13 protein-coding genes and 1 riboswitch are annotated in these 17,404 nt (G+C 66.5%); of the genes, 9 read left to right on the forward strand and 4 right to left on the reverse strand.

Annotated features, from left to right (window positions below; all coding sequences use genetic code 11):
• The first annotated feature begins 54 nt into the window (after nt 1-54).
• From A5724_RS17520 to A5724_RS17545, 6 genes are read left to right on the forward strand one after another with little or no spacing between them, the layout of a single operon-like run.
• A complete protein-coding gene (locus A5724_RS17520) occupies nt 55-2,823 on the forward strand; it encodes a LuxR family transcriptional regulator (protein WP_082965110.1) in 2,769 nt (922 codons plus the stop codon).
• Between the two features lie 21 nt (nt 2,824-2,844).
• On the forward strand, nt 2,845-5,682 hold the full coding sequence (locus A5724_RS17525) for a LuxR family transcriptional regulator (RefSeq protein ID WP_082965111.1): 2,838 nt from the start codon (nt 2,845-2,847) through the stop codon (nt 5,680-5,682).
• A gap of 53 nt (nt 5,683-5,735) precedes the next feature.
• Complete coding sequence (locus A5724_RS17530; RefSeq protein WP_067804443.1) at nt 5,736-6,389, forward strand: HD domain-containing protein; 654 nt, start codon at nt 5,736-5,738, stop codon at nt 6,387-6,389.
• Between the two features lie 12 nt (nt 6,390-6,401).
• A complete protein-coding gene (locus A5724_RS17535; protein WP_067804446.1) occupies nt 6,402-6,875 on the forward strand; it encodes a hypothetical protein in 474 nt (157 codons plus the stop codon).
• Nucleotides 6,875-8,329 carry a catalase gene (locus A5724_RS17540; protein ID WP_082965112.1) on the forward strand — a complete coding sequence of 485 codons (1,455 nt, stop codon included), beginning with the start codon at nt 6,875-6,877 and terminating at the stop codon, nt 8,327-8,329. Before A5724_RS17535 ends, A5724_RS17540 begins: the two co-directional genes overlap by 1 nt.
• Nucleotides 8,326-8,865 carry a sigma-70 family RNA polymerase sigma factor gene (locus A5724_RS17545; RefSeq protein WP_067804450.1) on the forward strand — a complete coding sequence of 180 codons (540 nt, stop codon included), beginning with the start codon at nt 8,326-8,328 and terminating at the stop codon, nt 8,863-8,865. The genes A5724_RS17540 and A5724_RS17545 overlap by 4 nt, the downstream gene beginning before the upstream one ends.
• A 352-nt stretch (nt 8,866-9,217) precedes the next feature.
• Here the strand turns inward: A5724_RS17545 and A5724_RS17555 are convergent, their stop codons facing one another.
• Complete coding sequence (locus A5724_RS17555; protein ID WP_067804456.1) at nt 9,218-12,025, reverse strand: AAA family ATPase; 2,808 nt, start codon at nt 12,023-12,025, stop codon at nt 9,218-9,220.
• 109 nt (nt 12,026-12,134) lie between these two features.
• Between A5724_RS17555 and A5724_RS17560 the strand changes: the two genes are divergently transcribed.
• Nucleotides 12,135-12,785 carry a DUF3060 domain-containing protein gene (locus A5724_RS17560; protein WP_067804459.1) on the forward strand — a complete coding sequence of 217 codons (651 nt, stop codon included), beginning with the start codon at nt 12,135-12,137 and terminating at the stop codon, nt 12,783-12,785.
• Here A5724_RS17560 and A5724_RS17565 read toward each other — a convergent pair.
• Complete coding sequence (locus tag A5724_RS17565) at nt 12,751-13,131, reverse strand: hypothetical protein (RefSeq protein ID WP_067804462.1); 381 nt, start codon at nt 13,129-13,131, stop codon at nt 12,751-12,753. The two genes, A5724_RS17560 and A5724_RS17565, sit on opposite strands and share 35 nt — an antisense overlap.
• 29 nt (nt 13,132-13,160) lie before the next feature.
• Nucleotides 13,161-13,271, reverse strand: a riboswitch (SAM riboswitch).
• 11 nt (nt 13,272-13,282) lie between these two features.
• Nucleotides 13,283-14,449 carry a zinc-binding dehydrogenase gene (locus A5724_RS17570; RefSeq protein ID WP_067804465.1) on the reverse strand — a complete coding sequence of 389 codons (1,167 nt, stop codon included), beginning with the start codon at nt 14,447-14,449 and terminating at the stop codon, nt 13,283-13,285.
• Nucleotides 14,450-14,516: 67 nt separating this feature from the next.
• Between A5724_RS17570 and A5724_RS17575 the strand changes: the two genes are divergently transcribed.
• On the forward strand, nt 14,517-15,155 hold the full coding sequence (locus A5724_RS17575) for a hypothetical protein (protein ID WP_082965113.1): 639 nt from the start codon (nt 14,517-14,519) through the stop codon (nt 15,153-15,155).
• 74 nt (nt 15,156-15,229) lie between these two features.
• Nucleotides 15,230-15,871 (forward strand): HD domain-containing protein, encoded by a 642-nt coding sequence (locus A5724_RS17580; RefSeq protein WP_067804644.1) that lies wholly within the window; start codon nt 15,230-15,232, stop codon nt 15,869-15,871.
• 40 nt (nt 15,872-15,911) lie between these two features.
• On the opposite strand, the gene A5724_RS17585 is transcribed toward A5724_RS17580, so the two are convergent.
• On the reverse strand, nt 15,912-17,378 hold the full coding sequence (locus A5724_RS17585) for a carboxylesterase/lipase family protein (protein ID WP_232004877.1): 1,467 nt from the start codon (nt 17,376-17,378) through the stop codon (nt 15,912-15,914).
• Between the last annotated feature and the right edge of the window lie 26 nt (nt 17,379-17,404).

Genomic DNA, 17,404 nt, shown 5'->3' on the forward strand with positions numbered 1-17,404 from the left:
TGATGACCCCAAATATCCCATTTGCTGGCAGCGGCTCCGCTACGGTCGGTTTCCATGTCAAACCCGGCGGAAGGGAGCCCGGCATCGAAGCTGACCGGCCGCCGCGCCGAGAGCCGGGCGCTCGACCTGTTGGTGGCGGCGCTGCGCCGCGGCGAGAGCGGCGCGCTGGTCGTGCACGGCGAGGCCGGAGTGGGGAAAACCGCGCTCGTCGAGAACCTGGCAGGCCGGGTGCCGGACTGCCGGGTCGTGCGCACGTCTGGCATCGAGTCGGAAATGGAACTGCCGTTCGCGGGCGTGCACCAGCTCTGCGCGCCGATGCTGGACCGTCTCGACGAGCTTCCGTCGCCGCAACGACAGGCGCTGCGCGTCGCGTTCGGAATGGTCGCGGGGGCGGCGCCGGACCAGTTCCTGATCGGGTTGTCCGTACTGGGCCTGCTGTCCGCGGCCTCCGAAGAGCAGCCGCTGCTGTGCCTGATCGACGATCAACAGTGGTTGGACCGAGCCTCGGCGCAGGTGCTCGCGTTCGTGGCGCGCAGGCTTGGCGCGGAGTCGGTGGGAATGATCTTCGCGACCCGAATACCCAGTGACGAGCTGGCAGGCCTGCCGGACCTGCTCGTGGAGGGGTTGCCCGAAAGCGAGGCGCGTGAGCTGCTGTCTTCGGCCATTCCTGGTCCTCTCGACAAGCGGGTGCGCGATCAGATCGTCGCGGAGACACGGGGCAATCCTCTTGCGCTGCTGGAGCTTCCGCGCGGACTGTCGCCCGCGGACCTGGCCGGTGGGTTCGGTGTGCCCGCCGCGGAACCGCTGTCCGGCGCGGTCGAGGAGAATTTCCGTCGCCGCATCGCCGAACTTCCTGCCGACACCCGCCGCCTGTTGGCGCTCGCCGCGGCCGACCCGACCGGAGACCCCGGTCTGGTGTGGCGAGCGGCTGCACAGGTCGGCATCCCAGCCGCGGCGGCCGATGCCGCAATCGAGGCGGGGATCGCCGAAATCGGGACGCGGGTGCGGTTTCGCCACCCGTTGGCTCGTGCCGTGGCCTATTGGTCGGCGCCGCTCGACGACCGCCGCACGGCGCACCGCGCGCTCGGCGACGTCACCGATCCCGCACTGGATCCCGACCGGCGGGTGTGGCACCTGGCCGAGGCCAGCCGGGGGCCCGACGAAGAAATCGCAGCGGCACTGGAGCGGTCCGCCGAACAGGCGCGCGCCCGCGGCGGACTGGCCGCGGCCGCCGCGTTCCTCGAACGCGCCGCGCTGCTGACCCTGGACCCGGCACACCGTGCCGGGCGGGCGCTCGCCGCGGCCAGCACCAAATTTCAGGCCGGCGCGTTCGACGCGGCGACGGAACTGCTCGCCATGGCCGAGAACGGACCGCTTGACGAAGCCCAGCAGGCGAGCATCGATCTGCTGCGCGGCGCACTGGCGTTCGCGACCAACCGCGGCGGTGATGCTCCGCTGCTCCTGCTCAGAGCCGCCAAGCGGTTCGAGCCCATCGATGCGGGCCTTGCCCGCCAGACCTATTTGGACGCGATCAACGCCGCCGCGTTCGCCGGACGGCTCGCCACCCCCGGTGGGCACGTCCTCGTGGTGGCACGGGCCGCCATCGATACCCCTGCGCCCCTACATTCGCCGCGCGCGACAGATCGCCTGCTCGACGGCCTTGCGACCAATTTCGCGGTCGGCTACCCGGCGGCGGTGGGTGACCTGCGGGCGGCGCTCACCACCTTCGGTGAGGACATGACGCCGGACGAGGAACTGCGGTGGATGTGGCTGATCAACCTGGCGGCCCTGCACTTGTGGGACGACGACCACTGGGACCCGCTGTCGGCCCGCTATCTCGAACTCGCGCGGACGACCGGCGCGTTGAGTGAGCTTCCTCTGGCGCTGAGCACCCGCGCCATGCTGCTGCTGTTCGCTGGGGACCTCACGGCGGCGGGCACGCTCGTGGAGGAACAGCGGGCGGTGACCGAGGCAACGGGCGGCAACCTCGCGCCCTACGCCGCGATGCGACTGGCCGCGCTGCGCGGCAACCGGGCCGACGCATTCGCGTTGATCGACCAGACCGCGCGCGAGGTGCCACATCGCGGAGAAGGCATCGGGATGGCAGTCGCCGAGTGGACCAAAGCTGTTCTGCACAACGGGCTCGGCGAGTACACCGACGCGATGGCCGCCGCCGAACAGGCGCTGTACCACCAGGAGTATCCGGACGTCCGATATCCGGGCGTCGCGAATTGGGCGGCGGCCGAGCACATAGAGGCCGCGGTCCGCGCCGGGATGGTCGAGGCAGCCGCCGAAACGTTGCGCTGGCTCATCGAGATGACCGACGCCAGTGGCACGGAATGGGCACTGGCCGTGGGGGCACGCTCGCGGGCTCTTCTGGCCGACGGCCAGCAGGCTGAAGACCTCTACACAGAGGCGATCGCGCGGTTCGACCGGGGAGGGGTGCGGACTGAACTGGCGCGTGCGCACCTGATCTACGGCGAATGGTTGCGCCGTGACCGGCGGCGCGTCGACGCCCGTGAACATCTGCGCACTGCTCACCAGATGTTCGAGTCGATGGGGATGGCGGCCTTCGCCGAGCGCGCCAACCGTGAGCTGCTCGCGACCGGCGAGACGTCGCGTAAGCGGACCGCCGTCATGCGGACACCGGAATTGACCGCTCAGGAGGCTCAGATCGCACGACTAGCGCGCGAGGGCTTGTCCAACCCCGATATCGCCACCCGCCTGTTCATCAGCTCCAAGACAGTGCAGTACCACCTGCGCAAAGTTTTCACCAAGCTCGACATCACCTCGCGCAGCCAGCTCGAATACGTGCTGAACTAGCCGACTGCTAGGCACTGGTGGATGCGAAGGACCGCGGCAGGCGGCACTGTCGATGACGTGACGAGCGTCATCGATCCGATCGATCGCCGGTCATGCACGTCCGCCTCATCCCGACCCCGGCCGATTCGAGGCAGGGCCGCCGAACTTAAGGTCGTCGGCTCGCTGGTGTCCACACTGGGCCATGGACGCGGCGGAGTGCTGATCGTCGAGGGCTCGCCGGGGATCGGCAAGAGCCGCTTGCTGACCGAAACGCGGCTGATGGCGGAGCGGGCCGGCATGCGGACGCTGTTCGGTCAGGCCTTCGAATACCAGCAGACCGTGCCGTTCTTTTCCCTATTCACCGCAACGGTCTACTCCGACACACCGGTCGGAGATGCGAAAGCACTACAGCAGCTGGGCAATTCGCCGGAATCGCATTACTGGGTGGTGCACAGCCTGCGCAGCGCGATCCCTGCGGCAGCGGCGAACGCACCGCTGGTGATCCTGCTCGAGGACATTCACTGGGCGGATATCGGCACCCTGTTGGCCGTGCGGGCCCTGACGGTGTTGCCCGACGAGTCACCGGTGCTGTGGGTGCTCAGCGTCCGCACCGGCGCGGGCGGTCCCGCGGTCCGCGATCTTGTCCACTATTTGGAGCGCCGGGGCGCGGCGCTGATCCGGCTGTCGGCCATCGGGCGCGACGGCGTAATCGACATGGTCGAGGACGCGGTGCGGGCCCGCGCCGACGTCTCGCTGCTGAACCTGATCGACAAGGCACACGGAAACCCATTCCTGATCAGCGAAATTCTCGGCGGTCTGGACGAAGAGAGCCGGTTGCGCGTCACCCGCGGCTGCGCGGTGGCCACGGGTAACACCTTGCCTCGGCGGATGAGCGCGAATATGAGTCAGCGGTTGGACGCGTTGTCCGACAGCGCCAAGGAGGTCATCCAGATCGCCGCCGTGCTACCCGACCGGTTCACCGCCGCGCTGCTGGCGCAGATGATGGAGCGCCAGCCCGCCGCTCTGGTGTCGGCGGTGCAGGAGACCGTGCGCGCCGATCTTCTTGTGGAGGACGGCGATTACTTGAGATTCCGCCACGACCTGATTCGTGATGCCGCCCGACAATCGCTGCCACGATCGCTGCGGCGCGCCATAGAGCGCCAGTCGGCAACCGTCATGTTGGAGATGGGCGCCGCCCCGACGGAGGTGGCCACCCAGCTTGTGCGCAGCGCCGACGTCGGCGACCTGGCGGCCATCGCCGTCTTGCGCGACGCCGCCCGATATGTGGCGGCCACCGACAAGAGCGGCGCCGCGGACCTGAGCAGGCGAGCGCTGGAGCTGTTGCCGGCCGACGATCCTCAGCGGGGGTCGCTGGTGACCGAAACCGTTGGCCTGCTGAACCGGTCGGCCCGTTACCAGGAGGCCGAAGATCTCGCAGCGGCGGAGCTGCAACACCTGTCGCCCGAGGACGAAGCCCAAGCCAGGCTGCGCACGCCTGCGGCCGCCGACTCGTTGGAAGACCGCGTCGAGCAGAATCGGCGCGCACTGAAATTGCCCGACATCACCGACGCCACCCGCGCCCGTCATCACGCCTGGCTGCTGTGCAACCACGCGGTCAGCGGCATGCCACCCGACGAGTCGATCATTGCACCGGCCGTGGCCGCCGCCGAGGCCACCGGTGATTCGGAGAGCCGACTCATCACCGGAATATCGCTGGCCATCCTCGACTATGTCGACGGGCGCGCCCTGCGCGCCCTCGAGCGGCTCGAGAGCCTCGAATTACCGGCTTGCGGCGACGACCCCACCTTCGCGAACGTGCTGGCGTGCGTTCATCGGACGAACGTGCTGTGCTTCATCGGCCGGTGCCATGAAGCTGCCACCGTCGTCCGCGTCGGGGTCGAATCGGCACGCCGCGACGGCAGCGACATGGCCTCGGCCCTGTGGGCCCTGAAGGGGGCGGAGCTCGACCTCGCCGCGGGGCGGTTGGCTGCCGCGCGCTCGACGCTGGAATCGGTTGCACCGGCCTCATGGGGTACCACCAGCGAGATGAGCATGAACCGCTGGCTGCTGCTGGCCGAAGTCGCAGTACACACCGGTGATCAGGAGCTGTTGCAGCGCAGCGTCGTCGAGGTGCGTGCGGCCAATCCGAGCGGAATCACACTGGTGAACCGCGGCGCGGCGTTCGTGCTCGCGCTGGCCGCGTGGCACTGCGGCGACATGCACGAAGCGGCCCGCTGGTTGAGCGGTGACGGACCGCCGGTGCTGAATGCGTTGTGGCCCAACGCCTTCGACAAACTGACCAGGACCGCACAGATCGCGGTGGCCACCGGTGACGCGGGACTGCGGGCACGCGTGCTGCGCAGCCTGGAACTGCTGGACCATGACCGCAGCGAGGTTCCGCTGTTCGCGGCTATCAGCGGCTACACCACGGGAATCCTGGAACGCGACGGCCCTGCGTTGGTCGACGCTGCCGCAGCCCTGTCCACCGATCGTCCGCTGCTGTCGGCATCCGCCGCCGAAGACGCGGGCGCGGCGCTGGCCCACGTGGGCAGTAACGCGGCGGCAGTCGAGGCGTTCAACACCGCGTTCGATCGGTTCGTCGACTGTGAAGCGGTGGCCGACGCCCGCAGGGTCGCTCGCCACCTGCGCTCGCTGGGAGTGACGCGCAGGATCGCCGGCCATCCGCGCGACAAAACCGGCTGGGACAGCCTGACAGAGGCGGAGTTGAAGGTCGTCAACCTGATCGGCGAAGGCGCAACGAATTCCGCTGTCGCCGAGCGGTTGCACCTGTCGCCGCACACGGTCAAATCCCATGTCCGAAGCGCGTTCGCCAAACTCGGCATCAATTCGCGTAGCCAACTGGCACAGCGCCGGCCTTAAAAATCACCCGGCGGGTGATGGTCAGGAACCGACGCCGACAGCACAGTTGATCCATGAGCACCGATCTACTCGACACCGTCGCAGGCATCACCGTTCCCGACACCGCGCTCACGCGCGACGCCACCGATTACATCCGCAATTCCGAAAACGATCTGCTGTTCGACCACTCGCGCCGGGTGTTCTTCTTTGGCGCACTGCAGGGCAGGCGCCGCGGTCTCGCGCCCAACCTCGAACTGCTGTACGTGGGGGCGATGTTTCATGACATCGGGCTGACGGACCCGTACCGCACTTCGTCGAGTCTGCGGTTCGAGGTCGACGGCGCCAACGCGGCTCGCGACTTCCTGCTGCAACATGGGGTCGCCGAAACCGATGCTCGCCGGGTGTGGCTGAGCATCGCGTTGCACACCACCCCCGGCGTGCCGGAATTTCTCGAGCCTGAGATCGCACTGGTGACCGCCGGAGTGGAAACCGACGTCCTTGGTTTCGGGCGAGACGATCTTCCGGAGGAGGACCTGTCGGCGGTCACCGCCGCGCACCCGCGTCCCGACTTCAAACAACGTATCTTGCAGGCGTTTACGGAGGGTATGAAGCACCGTCCGCGTAGCACCTTCGGCACCATGAATGCCGATGTGCTCGCGCATTTCGACCCGTCCTTCGTTCGCGACGACTTCGTGACAACCATCCTCGGCAACAGTTGGCCGGAATAGGCGCAGGCAGCCATGTCGGAAACCTCCACCACGCCGACGCTGCGGCAAGACTTGCAGGCAGTGCTCGGCCAGCTGTTCGAACTGCACGTACAAGCGGTAGAGGCGCACGCGCATTTCATCGGAACAAGGTTCACCGGGATGCAGCAACAACTGGAAGGTGTCGTGGAGACTGCGCGCCGCGCAGCCGGCACCGTCGCCGACGTCGTGCGCGGCTTTGACCGTGACGGCATCCGGCGCCTGGTCCTCACCGACATTCCGCCAGTTGTGCCGGGGCTGCGTCCCGGCGAGCGGTGCGCCACTGCCGCGGTCAACATGATCACCCACCGAATCGCGGTGCTGATCACCACGATTCGCAGCGTCTGCGACAGCCTTGACGATACCGAGCCGTCGATCGCCGATCTGCTGCGCGATGTCGGACAGAACGTCGATATGCACACCCCGCTGCTCGCATCGGAGTCACGACGAATCAACTACAGGAGCGAATAGTGAACAGCCAGAACGGAATTCCTACCACAACCGACGCGGGCATACCCGTGCCGAGTGACGACCATTCGCTCACGATCGGCCCGGATGGCCCCATCCTGCTGCACGACAATTACCTGATCGAACAGATGGCGAACTTCAACAGGGAGCGGGTTCCGGAACGCCAACCGCACGCCAAGGGCTCCGGCGCATTCGGCCATTTCGAAGTGACCGCCGACGTGAGCGCCTACACCCGCGCCGCGGTGTTTCAGCCAGGCACCAAGACCGACACCTTGACCCGATTTTCGACGGTGGCCGGGGAACGCGGCAGCCCCGACACCTGGCGTGATCCGCGCGGCTTCGCACTGCGGTTCTACACGACAGAAGGCAATCTCGACATCGTCGGCAACAACACGCCCGTGTTCTTCATCCGGGACGGAATGAAATTCCAGCATTTCATCCGGTCGCAGAAGCGGCGCGCCGATACGGGCATGCGGGACAACGACATGCAGTGGGACTTCTGGACGCTCTCACCGGAGTCCGCCCATCAAGTGGCGTGGTTGTTCGGTGATCGCGGCATTCCCCGAACGTGGCGCCACATGCACGGGTACGGCAGCCACACGTACAGCTGGGTCAACGCCGAGGGCCGGATCTCGTGGGTGAAGTACCACTTCATCTCGGATCAGGGCATCGACTATCTCACGCAGGCGGAGGCCGACCGACTGGCCGGTGTCGACGGTGACTACCACCAGCGCGACTTGTACGAGGCGATCAAGCGCGGCGACTATCCGAGTTGGGTGTTGAAGGTTCAGATCATGCCGTTCGACGACGCGAAAACCTACCGAGTGAATCCGTTCGACCTGACGAAAGTCTGGCCCCATAGCGACTATCCGCTCGTTGACGTCGGAAAGCTGGTATTGGATCGCAACTTCACCGACCATCACGTCGAGATCGAGCAAGCTGCATTCGCTCCCGCCAACCAGGTGCCGGGCACCGGGCTGAGCCCCGACAAGATGCTGCTGGCACGGACGTTCGCCTATGGGGATGCGCATCGGGCACGAATAGGGGTCAACTACAAACAAATCCCTGTCAACGCTCCGAAAGCCGCCGTACACAGCTACTCGAAAGACGGCCGTATGCGAATCGCCAACGCCTCCGATCCGGTTTACGCACCGAACTCGTACGGCGGCCCACAAGCCGATCCCAGCCGAACAGCCGAGGCCAGCTGGTACGCCGACGGCGAAATGGTCCGCACCGCATACACCTTGCGGCCAGATGACGACGACTGGACGCAGGCCGGCATCCTGGTGCGGGAAGTGATGGATGCACCGGCGCGTAACAGGCTGGTCGGTAACGTCGCCGGGCATCTGCGTGATGGCGTGTCCGAACCGGTATTGCAGCGGGCGTTCGAGTACTGGAAGAACATCGACAAAGAGGTCGGTGACGGAATCGAGCAGGCCGTTGCGGCGCAATCATGAACACCGTCATGGACCGGTTCCACCGAGACGTGGTTCCGATGGCCGACCAGATTATGGCGCGCGCGCTGTATATGGCACGCAGCCGACAAGATGCCGAAGATCTCACACAGGAAGTACTGCTGCGAGCGTACGCGGGCTTCGATTCATTCCGGGAAGGCACCAGTCTGAAGGCCTGGCTGTATCGCATTCTGCATAACACGTGGATCAGCCAGTACCGCAAGAGCAGATGCCGCCCCCCGGAGGTCTCGGCGGACTGCATATCCGAGTTGCAACTGGAAGCGTTGCATGCGCACGTCTCTCCGTCCGCAGAGGACTGTGCGCTCGACGCGATGACTGACGACAACGTGCGCGCCGCGTTGGCAGGCCTGCACGACGGAATCCGCACTGCCCTCTACTACGCAGATGTCCTCCAGTTCACCTGCAAGGAGATCGCGGTCATCACGGATTGCCCAATCGGAACGGTGTCCTCGCGACTGCATCGAGGGCGAAGACAGCTTCGCGCCAGCCTCTCTCGAGTATCAGCGCAAGCTGCGTGACGCCATGCGGCGGGGGTGCCACCTGATGGTGAGAGCCTCATTGCTCATCGCCGCGGCTGTTGTGTTCGCCGGCCCCGCCTCGGCGGACGACCGGGGGGCGGCGGGGGTTGCTCCAGAGCTGCATGTCGTGCCCCTCGAGCCCGACGCGAAGACATCCACGACCGCAGAAGACGCCCAAGACCAGCCGCCTGTATGGACGCCATGGTTGGAGTTCGAACCGGGCCGAGACAAGTGCAAGCGGCAGAAGCCGTGGCCATTGCCGTTGTGGTGTTTCGGTTTGAGCACTTGGCCGGTGCTCAAGGCGCGCGCCGTCACAGCTGCTGTGAAAGGCATCCGCGATCACGGTGTGGGTTCACGAAGGCGGTGACGCATTGTCGGAGCGCAGAAGCCGCCGCAGGTCGATCCGCGAGTTGATGCCCAGCTTGCTGAACGCGTTGCGCACATGGGTTTTCACGGTGTGCGGAGAAAGCCGCAGATGCTCAGCGACTTCAGTGTTGGTGGCACCGCCTGCGATCAGGCTGACCACACGCAGTTCGGACTCGCTGAGGCTTTCCCATCCGGTTCTCGGACGCGGGTGAGACCCGATTCGTCGCTCGACGCCCAGTTGGCGCAATGCGCGGCCGACGCGTCGGGCATCTGCCAACGCCCCGTATGCGGTGTAGGTGTCGAACGCACGGTTCAGTTGATGTAGCACCTCTGAATGCTGACCGAGTTGCAGCAACTCATCGGCCGCGTCTTCAACGGCGCCTGCTGACAACAATGGCCAGCCGAGGCGATCCAACGCCTCGCCGGAGCCAATCAGTCGTTCCGCGTCGCGTTCGAGTATCCCGTACAGATAGTCGGTGACCGCCGTCGCGGTCGCGGCCGGTGGTCGCTCGCGCTCGAGCAACCCCGCGCAGTCCAGCATGCGGGCCCGTAAACCGGCATCGCCTGTGACGGTTGCCACCCGGGCTGTCAACAGCAACTGATGAAACAGATTGGCGAACAGCGGCGTTACCAGCATTGCGGCATCGCCGCTGAGTAGACGCAATGCCTCATCGACGTCACCGCGGTGCCAGGCCGCCAGCGCCAACACGTATGCCGCGCCGCGCGTTACCAGAGGGGAGCCTTCGATTTGAGCATCGCGGGCCTCGATTATCAACTGTTGCAGCAGGTTACGATCGTCAGTGTGGACTCCGATCTCGGCGAGGCACAGCATCCGGTTCATGTTGATCTCGGTGGCCGTTCCCCAGTCGGCCCGGGGGACGGATTCGACTGCAGCACGCGCGTCGCTGAGTCTTCCTCCCGCCAAGTACACCAACGCCTCATTGAGCGTCCAACTCGGAATTGACAATCCGTCGCGCTGCTGCCGTGCCACTCGGGCGCCGTCTTCAGCCAGCGTCGTGGCTTCATCGAGGTGATCGGCGTATGCGAGGATCGTGGGCCAGTGGATGCCGGCGACGATGTGGCCCAGCGTGATTTCTCCGCCGCGCGCCCGGTCGTGCAGGTCCTGCATGCGCTGCGCCGAACGCCTGACGAAACCGTCGGTGAACTCGGCTATCGCAACGGCTGTTTCGGCAACCATTGTCGCCTCGACGTCACCGCTTGACGCCGCGAGCGATGCGGCGTCACCGACCGCGGTGGTGCCTCGTCCTGGCAGCCAATTGATCGTCTGGTTGTAGGTCAGCCAGACCTGGTGCCGAATCCGAGTCAAATCGCTGACGTCGGGCAACTGCAGCGCGCGCTCGCTCATCTCGACGCGCTGCTGAGGAGTTTCGGCGCCCGAGCTGAGCCGCAACCGAATTCCAGCCTCCGCTTCGGCGGGCATGCGGGCCGACAATGTACGGCCGGCCAACTCGCGGGCTTCGTCGTAGCGAGTCGCTTGATTCAGGTACACCACCGTCTCGGTGACCAGCTTCCCGCGTTCCGGGTCCTGCTCGGGCAGCAGTTCCAAGGCGCGTTGACTCAACTCCGCGGCCGCGCCGGGGTCGCCCCGTGACACCGAGGCGGCGGCGCGCCGCAACGCGTCGATCGCGGGCCGGTCACCCGGATCGGCGCTGCGGACCAGTTGCGTCGCAACGTGTTCCGGCGAGGCACCCATCTCCAGCAAGGTGGCGGCCGACTGCCGTTCCATCGCCCGCAGCAGCGAGCGCGGTAACGAACGCCTGGTGGCCTCGCGCAGCAAGTCGTGGCGGAACCGCATTTTCTCGCCCGTCTCGAGAAGGAGATCGGCGCGCGCCGCTTCGTCGATGGCCGTCACCAGCGATGCCGGCGACCGTTGCATCATCGCGGCGAGCAATACCACCGAAAACCGATCTGGCAGCGCTGCGGCGACCGAAACGACTTCGCGCGTCTCGACCGACAGATGCTCGAGACGCTGCCTCATATGCGATGTCAGCCGGCGCGGCAGCTCGTCGCCACTGACCGCGACGCTGCCTTGTGTCCTGGTGAGCCGGTTGTCCTCATCGAGTCCGCGCAGCATCTCATGCAGCAGGAACGGGCTACCGTGCGCCTTGACAGACATTTTCAGCAGCGAGTCGTCGGCTTTCGCGCGGATGGCGTCCTGCACGATGTCGGCGACTGCCCGATCGTCAATCGGCTGCAGCCGAAGGAATGTGGCGTTTTCGCGCTCCAGCGCTGTCATCGTATCGAGAACTGCGGGTCCGCCAGCGCCGCTGCGCACGGTGAAGATCCACAGCGGGGACACACTTCCGTTATCCCGTGTCAGCGCACGCAACGCGGTCAACGTCGCATTGTCGGCCCAGTGCAGATCCTCGAGCACGATGGCCAGTGGTGTCTGCGCGGCGGCACGCGCGATCGCGCCACCGACCTCGTGGGTCACCCAGTACCGCATGTCGGCAGAAGGGCCCAGCCGGGTCAACGCCTCCATGTCGCCGACCGGCGGATCGGCGTGCACAGTGGCCACGAGAAGCGGCCAGAACGGTACCGACTGCTGATATTCGAACGCTTCGCCGTAGAGCGTTCGCACGCCGCGCTGCCGGGCAAGCGCCATGACCTCGGCGACCAAGCGGCTCTTGCCGATTCCCGGTGCCGCTTCGACGACCACGACGCCGCCGCTCCCATCGGCGAGAGCGTCGAGCAGAGCGTTGAACAGCGTCAGCTCGTCTTCTCGGCCGCGCAGGGGCGGCGGCCCTGCCGTGGTCGACGTGGCGTGGCGCATGGTGGTCAACTCCGCAAAAAAGGGTACGCGCGCGTTGCAGCATTTTTAGCAAACCCAGGCCGCAGCCAACCACCACACGCGGGACCCACCTCTATGGGACCATCGGCGCATGGAGCCACAGGACGATCCCGAGGCGCGGATCAGGGCGCTCGAGCAACCGCTCGCCGAGACGGCAAGGGCCACCGAACTGGGTGCGTCCGGGTACGCCGGCTATGCGCCGCCGCCGCTGCCGCCGATGCCGCCACAGGCGCAGGGGCCGTACCGGCCGCCCGGCTACAGCGCGCCGTGGTCGCAGCCGCCGCGCAAGTCGTCGGCGGGCATTCCGTGGGTGGTGTTCGGGATCGCCGCCGTGGTGTTCCTGATCATCGCGGGCGGCGTGGGCTGGTTCATCGTTCAGAAGTCGACGAGTTCGATCCCGAGCTTTCCTGGCGTCACGATTCCGAGCATCAGTGTGCCGTCGGCACCGAGCATGCCGTCGCAACCGACCGCCGCGGCGCCCGGTGAGCAACTCAGCGTGTCAGGCATGGGCGAGCACAGAACACTGGAATGCAACGACAACCCGGTCACCGTCAGCGGGATGGGCAACACGGTGACGATCACCGGTCACTGCACCAGAGTCACGGTGTCGGGGATGCAGAACAACGTCACGCTCGATGGGTCCGACCAGATCACCGCGTCGGGCGTCAACAACGTGGTGATCTACCACTCCGGTTCGCCGGACGTGATCAACAGCGGTGCCAACCGGGTCGAACAAGGCTGAGTTCGGCTGCGCAGTCGGTGTATTCGTCGGGATGGGCGAGGGTGAACACGGTTCGCTCGTCGGCGAGGGCTGCGCCCGGTACGAGCAGCACCTGCCATTCGGGGGCCCACTCGGCGTGGCCGTCGGTGCTCGCGAGCGCGTAGGAGACATCGTCGGGGCGGTGGTGCCAAAGGGTTTCGGCCGTATTCAGACGGACCAGTCCGTCGCGCACATGGGCCTTCACCGGGATGGTGACCGCAGACTTCGCGACGGCCATGAAATAGCGCCCGACGTCGATGTGGTGGCCGGGGTCCGAGGACGCGCACACGGGATCAGCGACGAACGAGCGGAAGAAGTGCTTGCGCATGCAGCTCCCTTTTCGGGGCCTCCGCTGGGGAGGCGCTCTTGCCGGCACCGGTCGGTGCGGCCGCTTCGTCATCCGAGCCACCCACGAGCGTGGGGTTGGCGTGCCGTCAAGTCGGAGCTTGGCGACGGCAACTCGTGAAGCTGGGTTGAGTCTAGAGCCTCGGGCTGGAGCTGTCGCTCTTGGGATCGATCAAGATCTTGGCGTGCTTTTCGGGGTCGCCGAGCGCGGTGAAGGCGTTCTCGACGCCCGCGAGGCCTACGGTTCCGGTGATCAGTGGAGTGACGTCGACCTTGCCGTCGGCGAGCATGTGCAGTGTGTCGCGGAATTCCATTGGGGTGTAACCGAGTACGAAGCGCAAGTCGATCTCTTTGACGATCGCCATCGAGGGCCTCAGTTTGTCGGCGCCCATGCAGACGCCGACCACGACGACGCGGGAGAACAGCGGAGCGCTGGTGATGATTTGTTCGATGATGCCAGGCACGCCGACGCATTCGAACACGACGGGGTGCTTGGGGGTGGCGGCGCCGACGGCGTCGGCGGCGCGCCAGACGTGCCACCACGGCAGGCGGGCTTTCTGCACTTTCTCGATCGTGCCGATGACGAGATCGAGAACGTCGGGCGGTGTTTCGAGGTGGCCGTGGCCGGTTGCCTTTGCATACGGCGAGTCCTGAGCGGGGTCGACGACGATGTCGGCGCCGCAGGTGGTGGCAAGCGCTCGGCGGCCGGCGGAGTAGTCGCTGGCGATCACGGTGCGCACGCCGCGGGCCTTGAGCATCAGGATGACGGCCAGGCCGATCGGGCCGCAGCCGATGACGATGGCAACCTGGCCCTTGGCGATCTCGGAGCGGCGGACTGCGTGCCAGCTGATGGCCATGGGTTCGGTGAGGGCGGCGTGGGCGATGGGCAGGCCGTTGGGGACGGGCAGGGCGAGGGATTGCTCGACGACGATCTGTTCGGCGTAGGCACCAGGAGCCTTCCTGCTGAGACCGAGGGCGTGCACCTCCTCGCCGCGGCGGAGCAAGGGCAGGGCGACGACGGGCGTGCCGGATTTCAGGGCTTTGCGGGTTTTCGGGCCGTGGTCGAGGACTTCGCCCGCGAACTCGTGGCCGAACACGACGGACTGGTTCGAGCGCATGAAGTCGGGGTAGCCGGTTTCGTCCATCACATCGGCGAGTTCGTCGCAATGGTGGCGGGCGTGCAGGTCTGAGCCGCAGATACCGCAGCGCAGGACATCGATGAGCAGTTGGCCCTTGGCGGGGGTCGGAGTTGGCAGGTCGACCACGTCGAGCTTGCCGTCAATGCAGGTGACTGCCTTCATGAGCCGAGCCTAGTGATTTCCGCCTTAGCCACAGGCCGAATGCGTCATCCTGGATGAGGAGGCTCTGGTGTTGCGGTCGGCGGTCTTCACACTCGCAGGGGTTCTCGCGCTGCAGGTCCCCCAGGCCAGTGCTGCCCCCGCCGCGACGGGCATCGTCACGGTTGCCGCCGTATCGGCCAACGGCGAACCGGCCGGCGGATATCAGGTGGTGAATCGACAGGGCTCGCCGAACCTGTCGGTTTGCCCGGGACCTTCGCCGGCGGCCGTCGCGCCGAACATCTACTCCTGTGAACCGGCGCAGGCAGCGGCGGAAGTGTGTTGGCCGGCGTCGGCCTTCATGTTGTGTCTCGCCGACCCGTGGAGCAGGGGGTTGCGTCGGTTCGCCAAGCCCGGTGCGCTACCCGCGGTCGACCCGCCGCCCGTGGCGATGCCGTTCGCGCTGCAGCTCGATGACGGGACGCGGTGCATCCTGCCGAACGGAATCGATTGGGGCGCAAGGGCTGACGACATGGTGCCGGTGTACGGATGCAATCCGGGCAAGACATCGATGGGAGTGCTGGTGGCGGCTGGCGAGGATGCGCTGGCGGCGATCGACCGCTCCGGCCCGGTGTGGGTGGTGCGGGTGGGCGAGTTGGGACCGCGCGATACGCCGTTCGAGTCGCCGCGGCGGCGGGCGGTGGCCACGGCGTGGTTCGCGGGGAACTGACGGCAAATACTCGTGTCGGCCCCCCCCCCGCTATGGTCAGGCTGAAAGGGGAGAAATCGACATGGACATCGAATTTGACTGAGCAAACCTCCACTCCGAAGCTGACCGACCAATTCGCCAAGGCGCTCGTCTACGCCGAGCACAAACATCACAGCCAAGTCCGCAAGGGCGGCGACATCCCGTACATCGGGCATTTACTCAGCGTCGCCGGTCTCGTCATCGACGACGGCGGTTCGGAGGCGCAAGCCATCGCGGCGCTCCTGCACGACGCCGTCGAGGACCAGGGCGGTCCCCCGACACTCGAGGAGATCCGCACCAACTTCGGTGACGACGTCGCCCGCATCGTCGACGAGTGCAGCGACACCGCCGAAGAGCCGAAGCCGCCTTGGCTCGACCGCAAGCGCGCCTACATCGACCACCTCGCCGAGGTCGGCCAGGACACCCTTCTGGTCTCCGTCGCCGACAAACTCGACAACGCGCGGTCGATGCTGCGCGACTACCACGAACACGGCCCGAGCCTCTGGGAACGCTTCAACCGCAAGAACCCGCACGACCACCTCTGGTACTACGCGGAGTTGCTCGCCGCCTTTCGCAACCGCGGGCTCGGCAGCTGGATGGTCGACGAACTCGGACGAGTCGTCGACGAGCTCAAGGGCGAAGTCGCCGACGGCATCGCAAGCTCGGAAGGCGCTGGCGCAGCTAGCATTTCGACGTAATCGCGTTGCAGCTGGTACCGCGCACTCATAACTGCCGGTATCAGGCGAAGTGCCGAACAGTCGCTGGGTTCGCCGACTCGTATGGCTGCCAACGACTGTCGGCGGGGAGACCGGTGGCAACGAACGCCGCTACTGCGCGGGAGAACGTATGGGCGAGGTCACGCACTTCAGCGGTGGGCTTGCCGAGCATGGGGCTGTCGGGGTACGCGTCGATGGTGTCGAAGAAGAACGGGAGCTCGCTGCAATGGGCGGCGCCGATATGTGCTGGGTCGTCGGACGGGGCGTAGTCGAACTGGTAGACGTAAGTCGGGAAGCCTGCAGCGGCTTGGTGGTCGGCGATGGCCAGCGTGTCGTCGCGGAACAGGATCTCGGTCTCGACCTCGGTGAGCACGTCGCTTGGCGCCACGTCTTGGCGCCGAGCAGCGGCGCGGTCGTAGAGGGCGGCACCCCCGTCCACTTGTCTGGCCAGCAGTTGGCGAGCGTCCTCGGCGGTGATCGCCTGAATTCGCGGGTCGAAAGCCAGAAACGCGGCCATCTCGTTCTCGGTGGTCCCGGTCAGCAAGTCCTTGCCGTCGAGGCGTCCGGTGGCCAGCGCCTCCTGCCAGGTCACCGGAATCCCGGAAGCGCCGAGCACGGGATACATCGGCGGAGCGACCTTGACCGGGGCGGAAAGCTCTGCCGCGAGCTGCCCGTAGGCGGAAAGCAGCCGGTCGACCGGAACGGCGCGCAGCGCGGCGAGCATGTCCTGGGCGCCACTGACACCAAGGATCTCGATGAACCGCCCCGCGCTGGCGGCCGCCTCGGCGCCGGATTGCGGTGCCAGCCCGAAGGGGCCGCTCTGGGTGATGATGCGCCTGATCAGCGGACCGGTAACGGGTGACGCGGCCAGGTAGAGCGAGGAGAAAGCGCCGGCAGACTGGCCACCGACGGTGAGGTCATCGGGATCTCCGCCGAATTCGCCGATATTGCGCTTGACCCAATCGAGCACCGCACACTGGTCCAAAAAGCCGAGGTTCTCGACGCCGGCGTCCGGCAGATAGAGGAAGCCGAGCGGGCCGATCCGATAGTTCGCGGTGACGACGACGATCTCGCCGGCGGCAGCGAGGGCACGGCCGTCATACCAATCCCAGCCGCCGGAGCCGCTGGTGAACCCGCCGCCGTGAAACCAGACCAGCACCGGTCGGGCGGCCCGGGCGGAGCCGGTGACCGGATCTCGCGGCGTCCAGACATTGACGGTGAGCGAACCGTCTTCGTTCCAATCGGGAGTGCGCGGACCCATGATCGCTTCCAGGCGCGAGCGGCCTTGCGGAACGGACGGGCCTGGACGGGCGGCGTCGCGGCAGCCCGACCACGTCGGATGCTGCTGGGGTGCGGCGAAGCGCAGGTTCCCAACCGGGGACGCGGCATAGGGAATTCCCCGGAACGCGGCGAGGGCGCCGTCGAAGGTTCCGCGCACGCTGCCCGACTCGGTCTCGACGATGGGGCGGTCCATCACATTGCGTGTCACCTTCCCGATTGAAGCGGAATGTCTCT

The sequence above is a fragment of the Mycobacterium sp. ACS1612 genome, assembly GCF_001667505.1.
GTDB lineage: Bacteria > Actinomycetota > Actinomycetes > Mycobacteriales > Mycobacteriaceae > Mycobacterium.

Bases quoted from the DNA above. Each gene is read 5' to 3' on its own strand.
- A5724_RS17520 (WP_082965110.1), top strand. From the start codon at position 55: ATGTCAAACCCGGCGGAAGGGAGCCCGGCATCGAAGCTGACCGGCCGC.
- A5724_RS17525 (WP_082965111.1), top strand. From the start codon at position 2,845: ATGCGAAGGACCGCGGCAGGCGGCACTGTCGATGACGTGACGAGCGTC.
- A5724_RS17530 (WP_067804443.1), top strand. From the start codon at position 5,736: ATGAGCACCGATCTACTCGACACCGTCGCAGGCATCACCGTTCCCGAC.
- A5724_RS17535 (WP_067804446.1), top strand. From the start codon at position 6,402: ATGTCGGAAACCTCCACCACGCCGACGCTGCGGCAAGACTTGCAGGCA.
- A5724_RS17545 (WP_067804450.1), top strand. From the start codon at position 8,326: ATGAACACCGTCATGGACCGGTTCCACCGAGACGTGGTTCCGATGGCC.
- A5724_RS17555 (WP_067804456.1), bottom strand. From the start codon at position 12,025: ATGCGCCACGCCACGTCGACCACGGCAGGGCCGCCGCCCCTGCGCGGC.
- A5724_RS17560 (WP_067804459.1), top strand. From the start codon at position 12,135: ATGGAGCCACAGGACGATCCCGAGGCGCGGATCAGGGCGCTCGAGCAA.
- A5724_RS17565 (WP_067804462.1), bottom strand. From the start codon at position 13,131: ATGCGCAAGCACTTCTTCCGCTCGTTCGTCGCTGATCCCGTGTGCGCG.
- A5724_RS17570 (WP_067804465.1), bottom strand. From the start codon at position 14,449: ATGAAGGCAGTCACCTGCATTGACGGCAAGCTCGACGTGGTCGACCTG.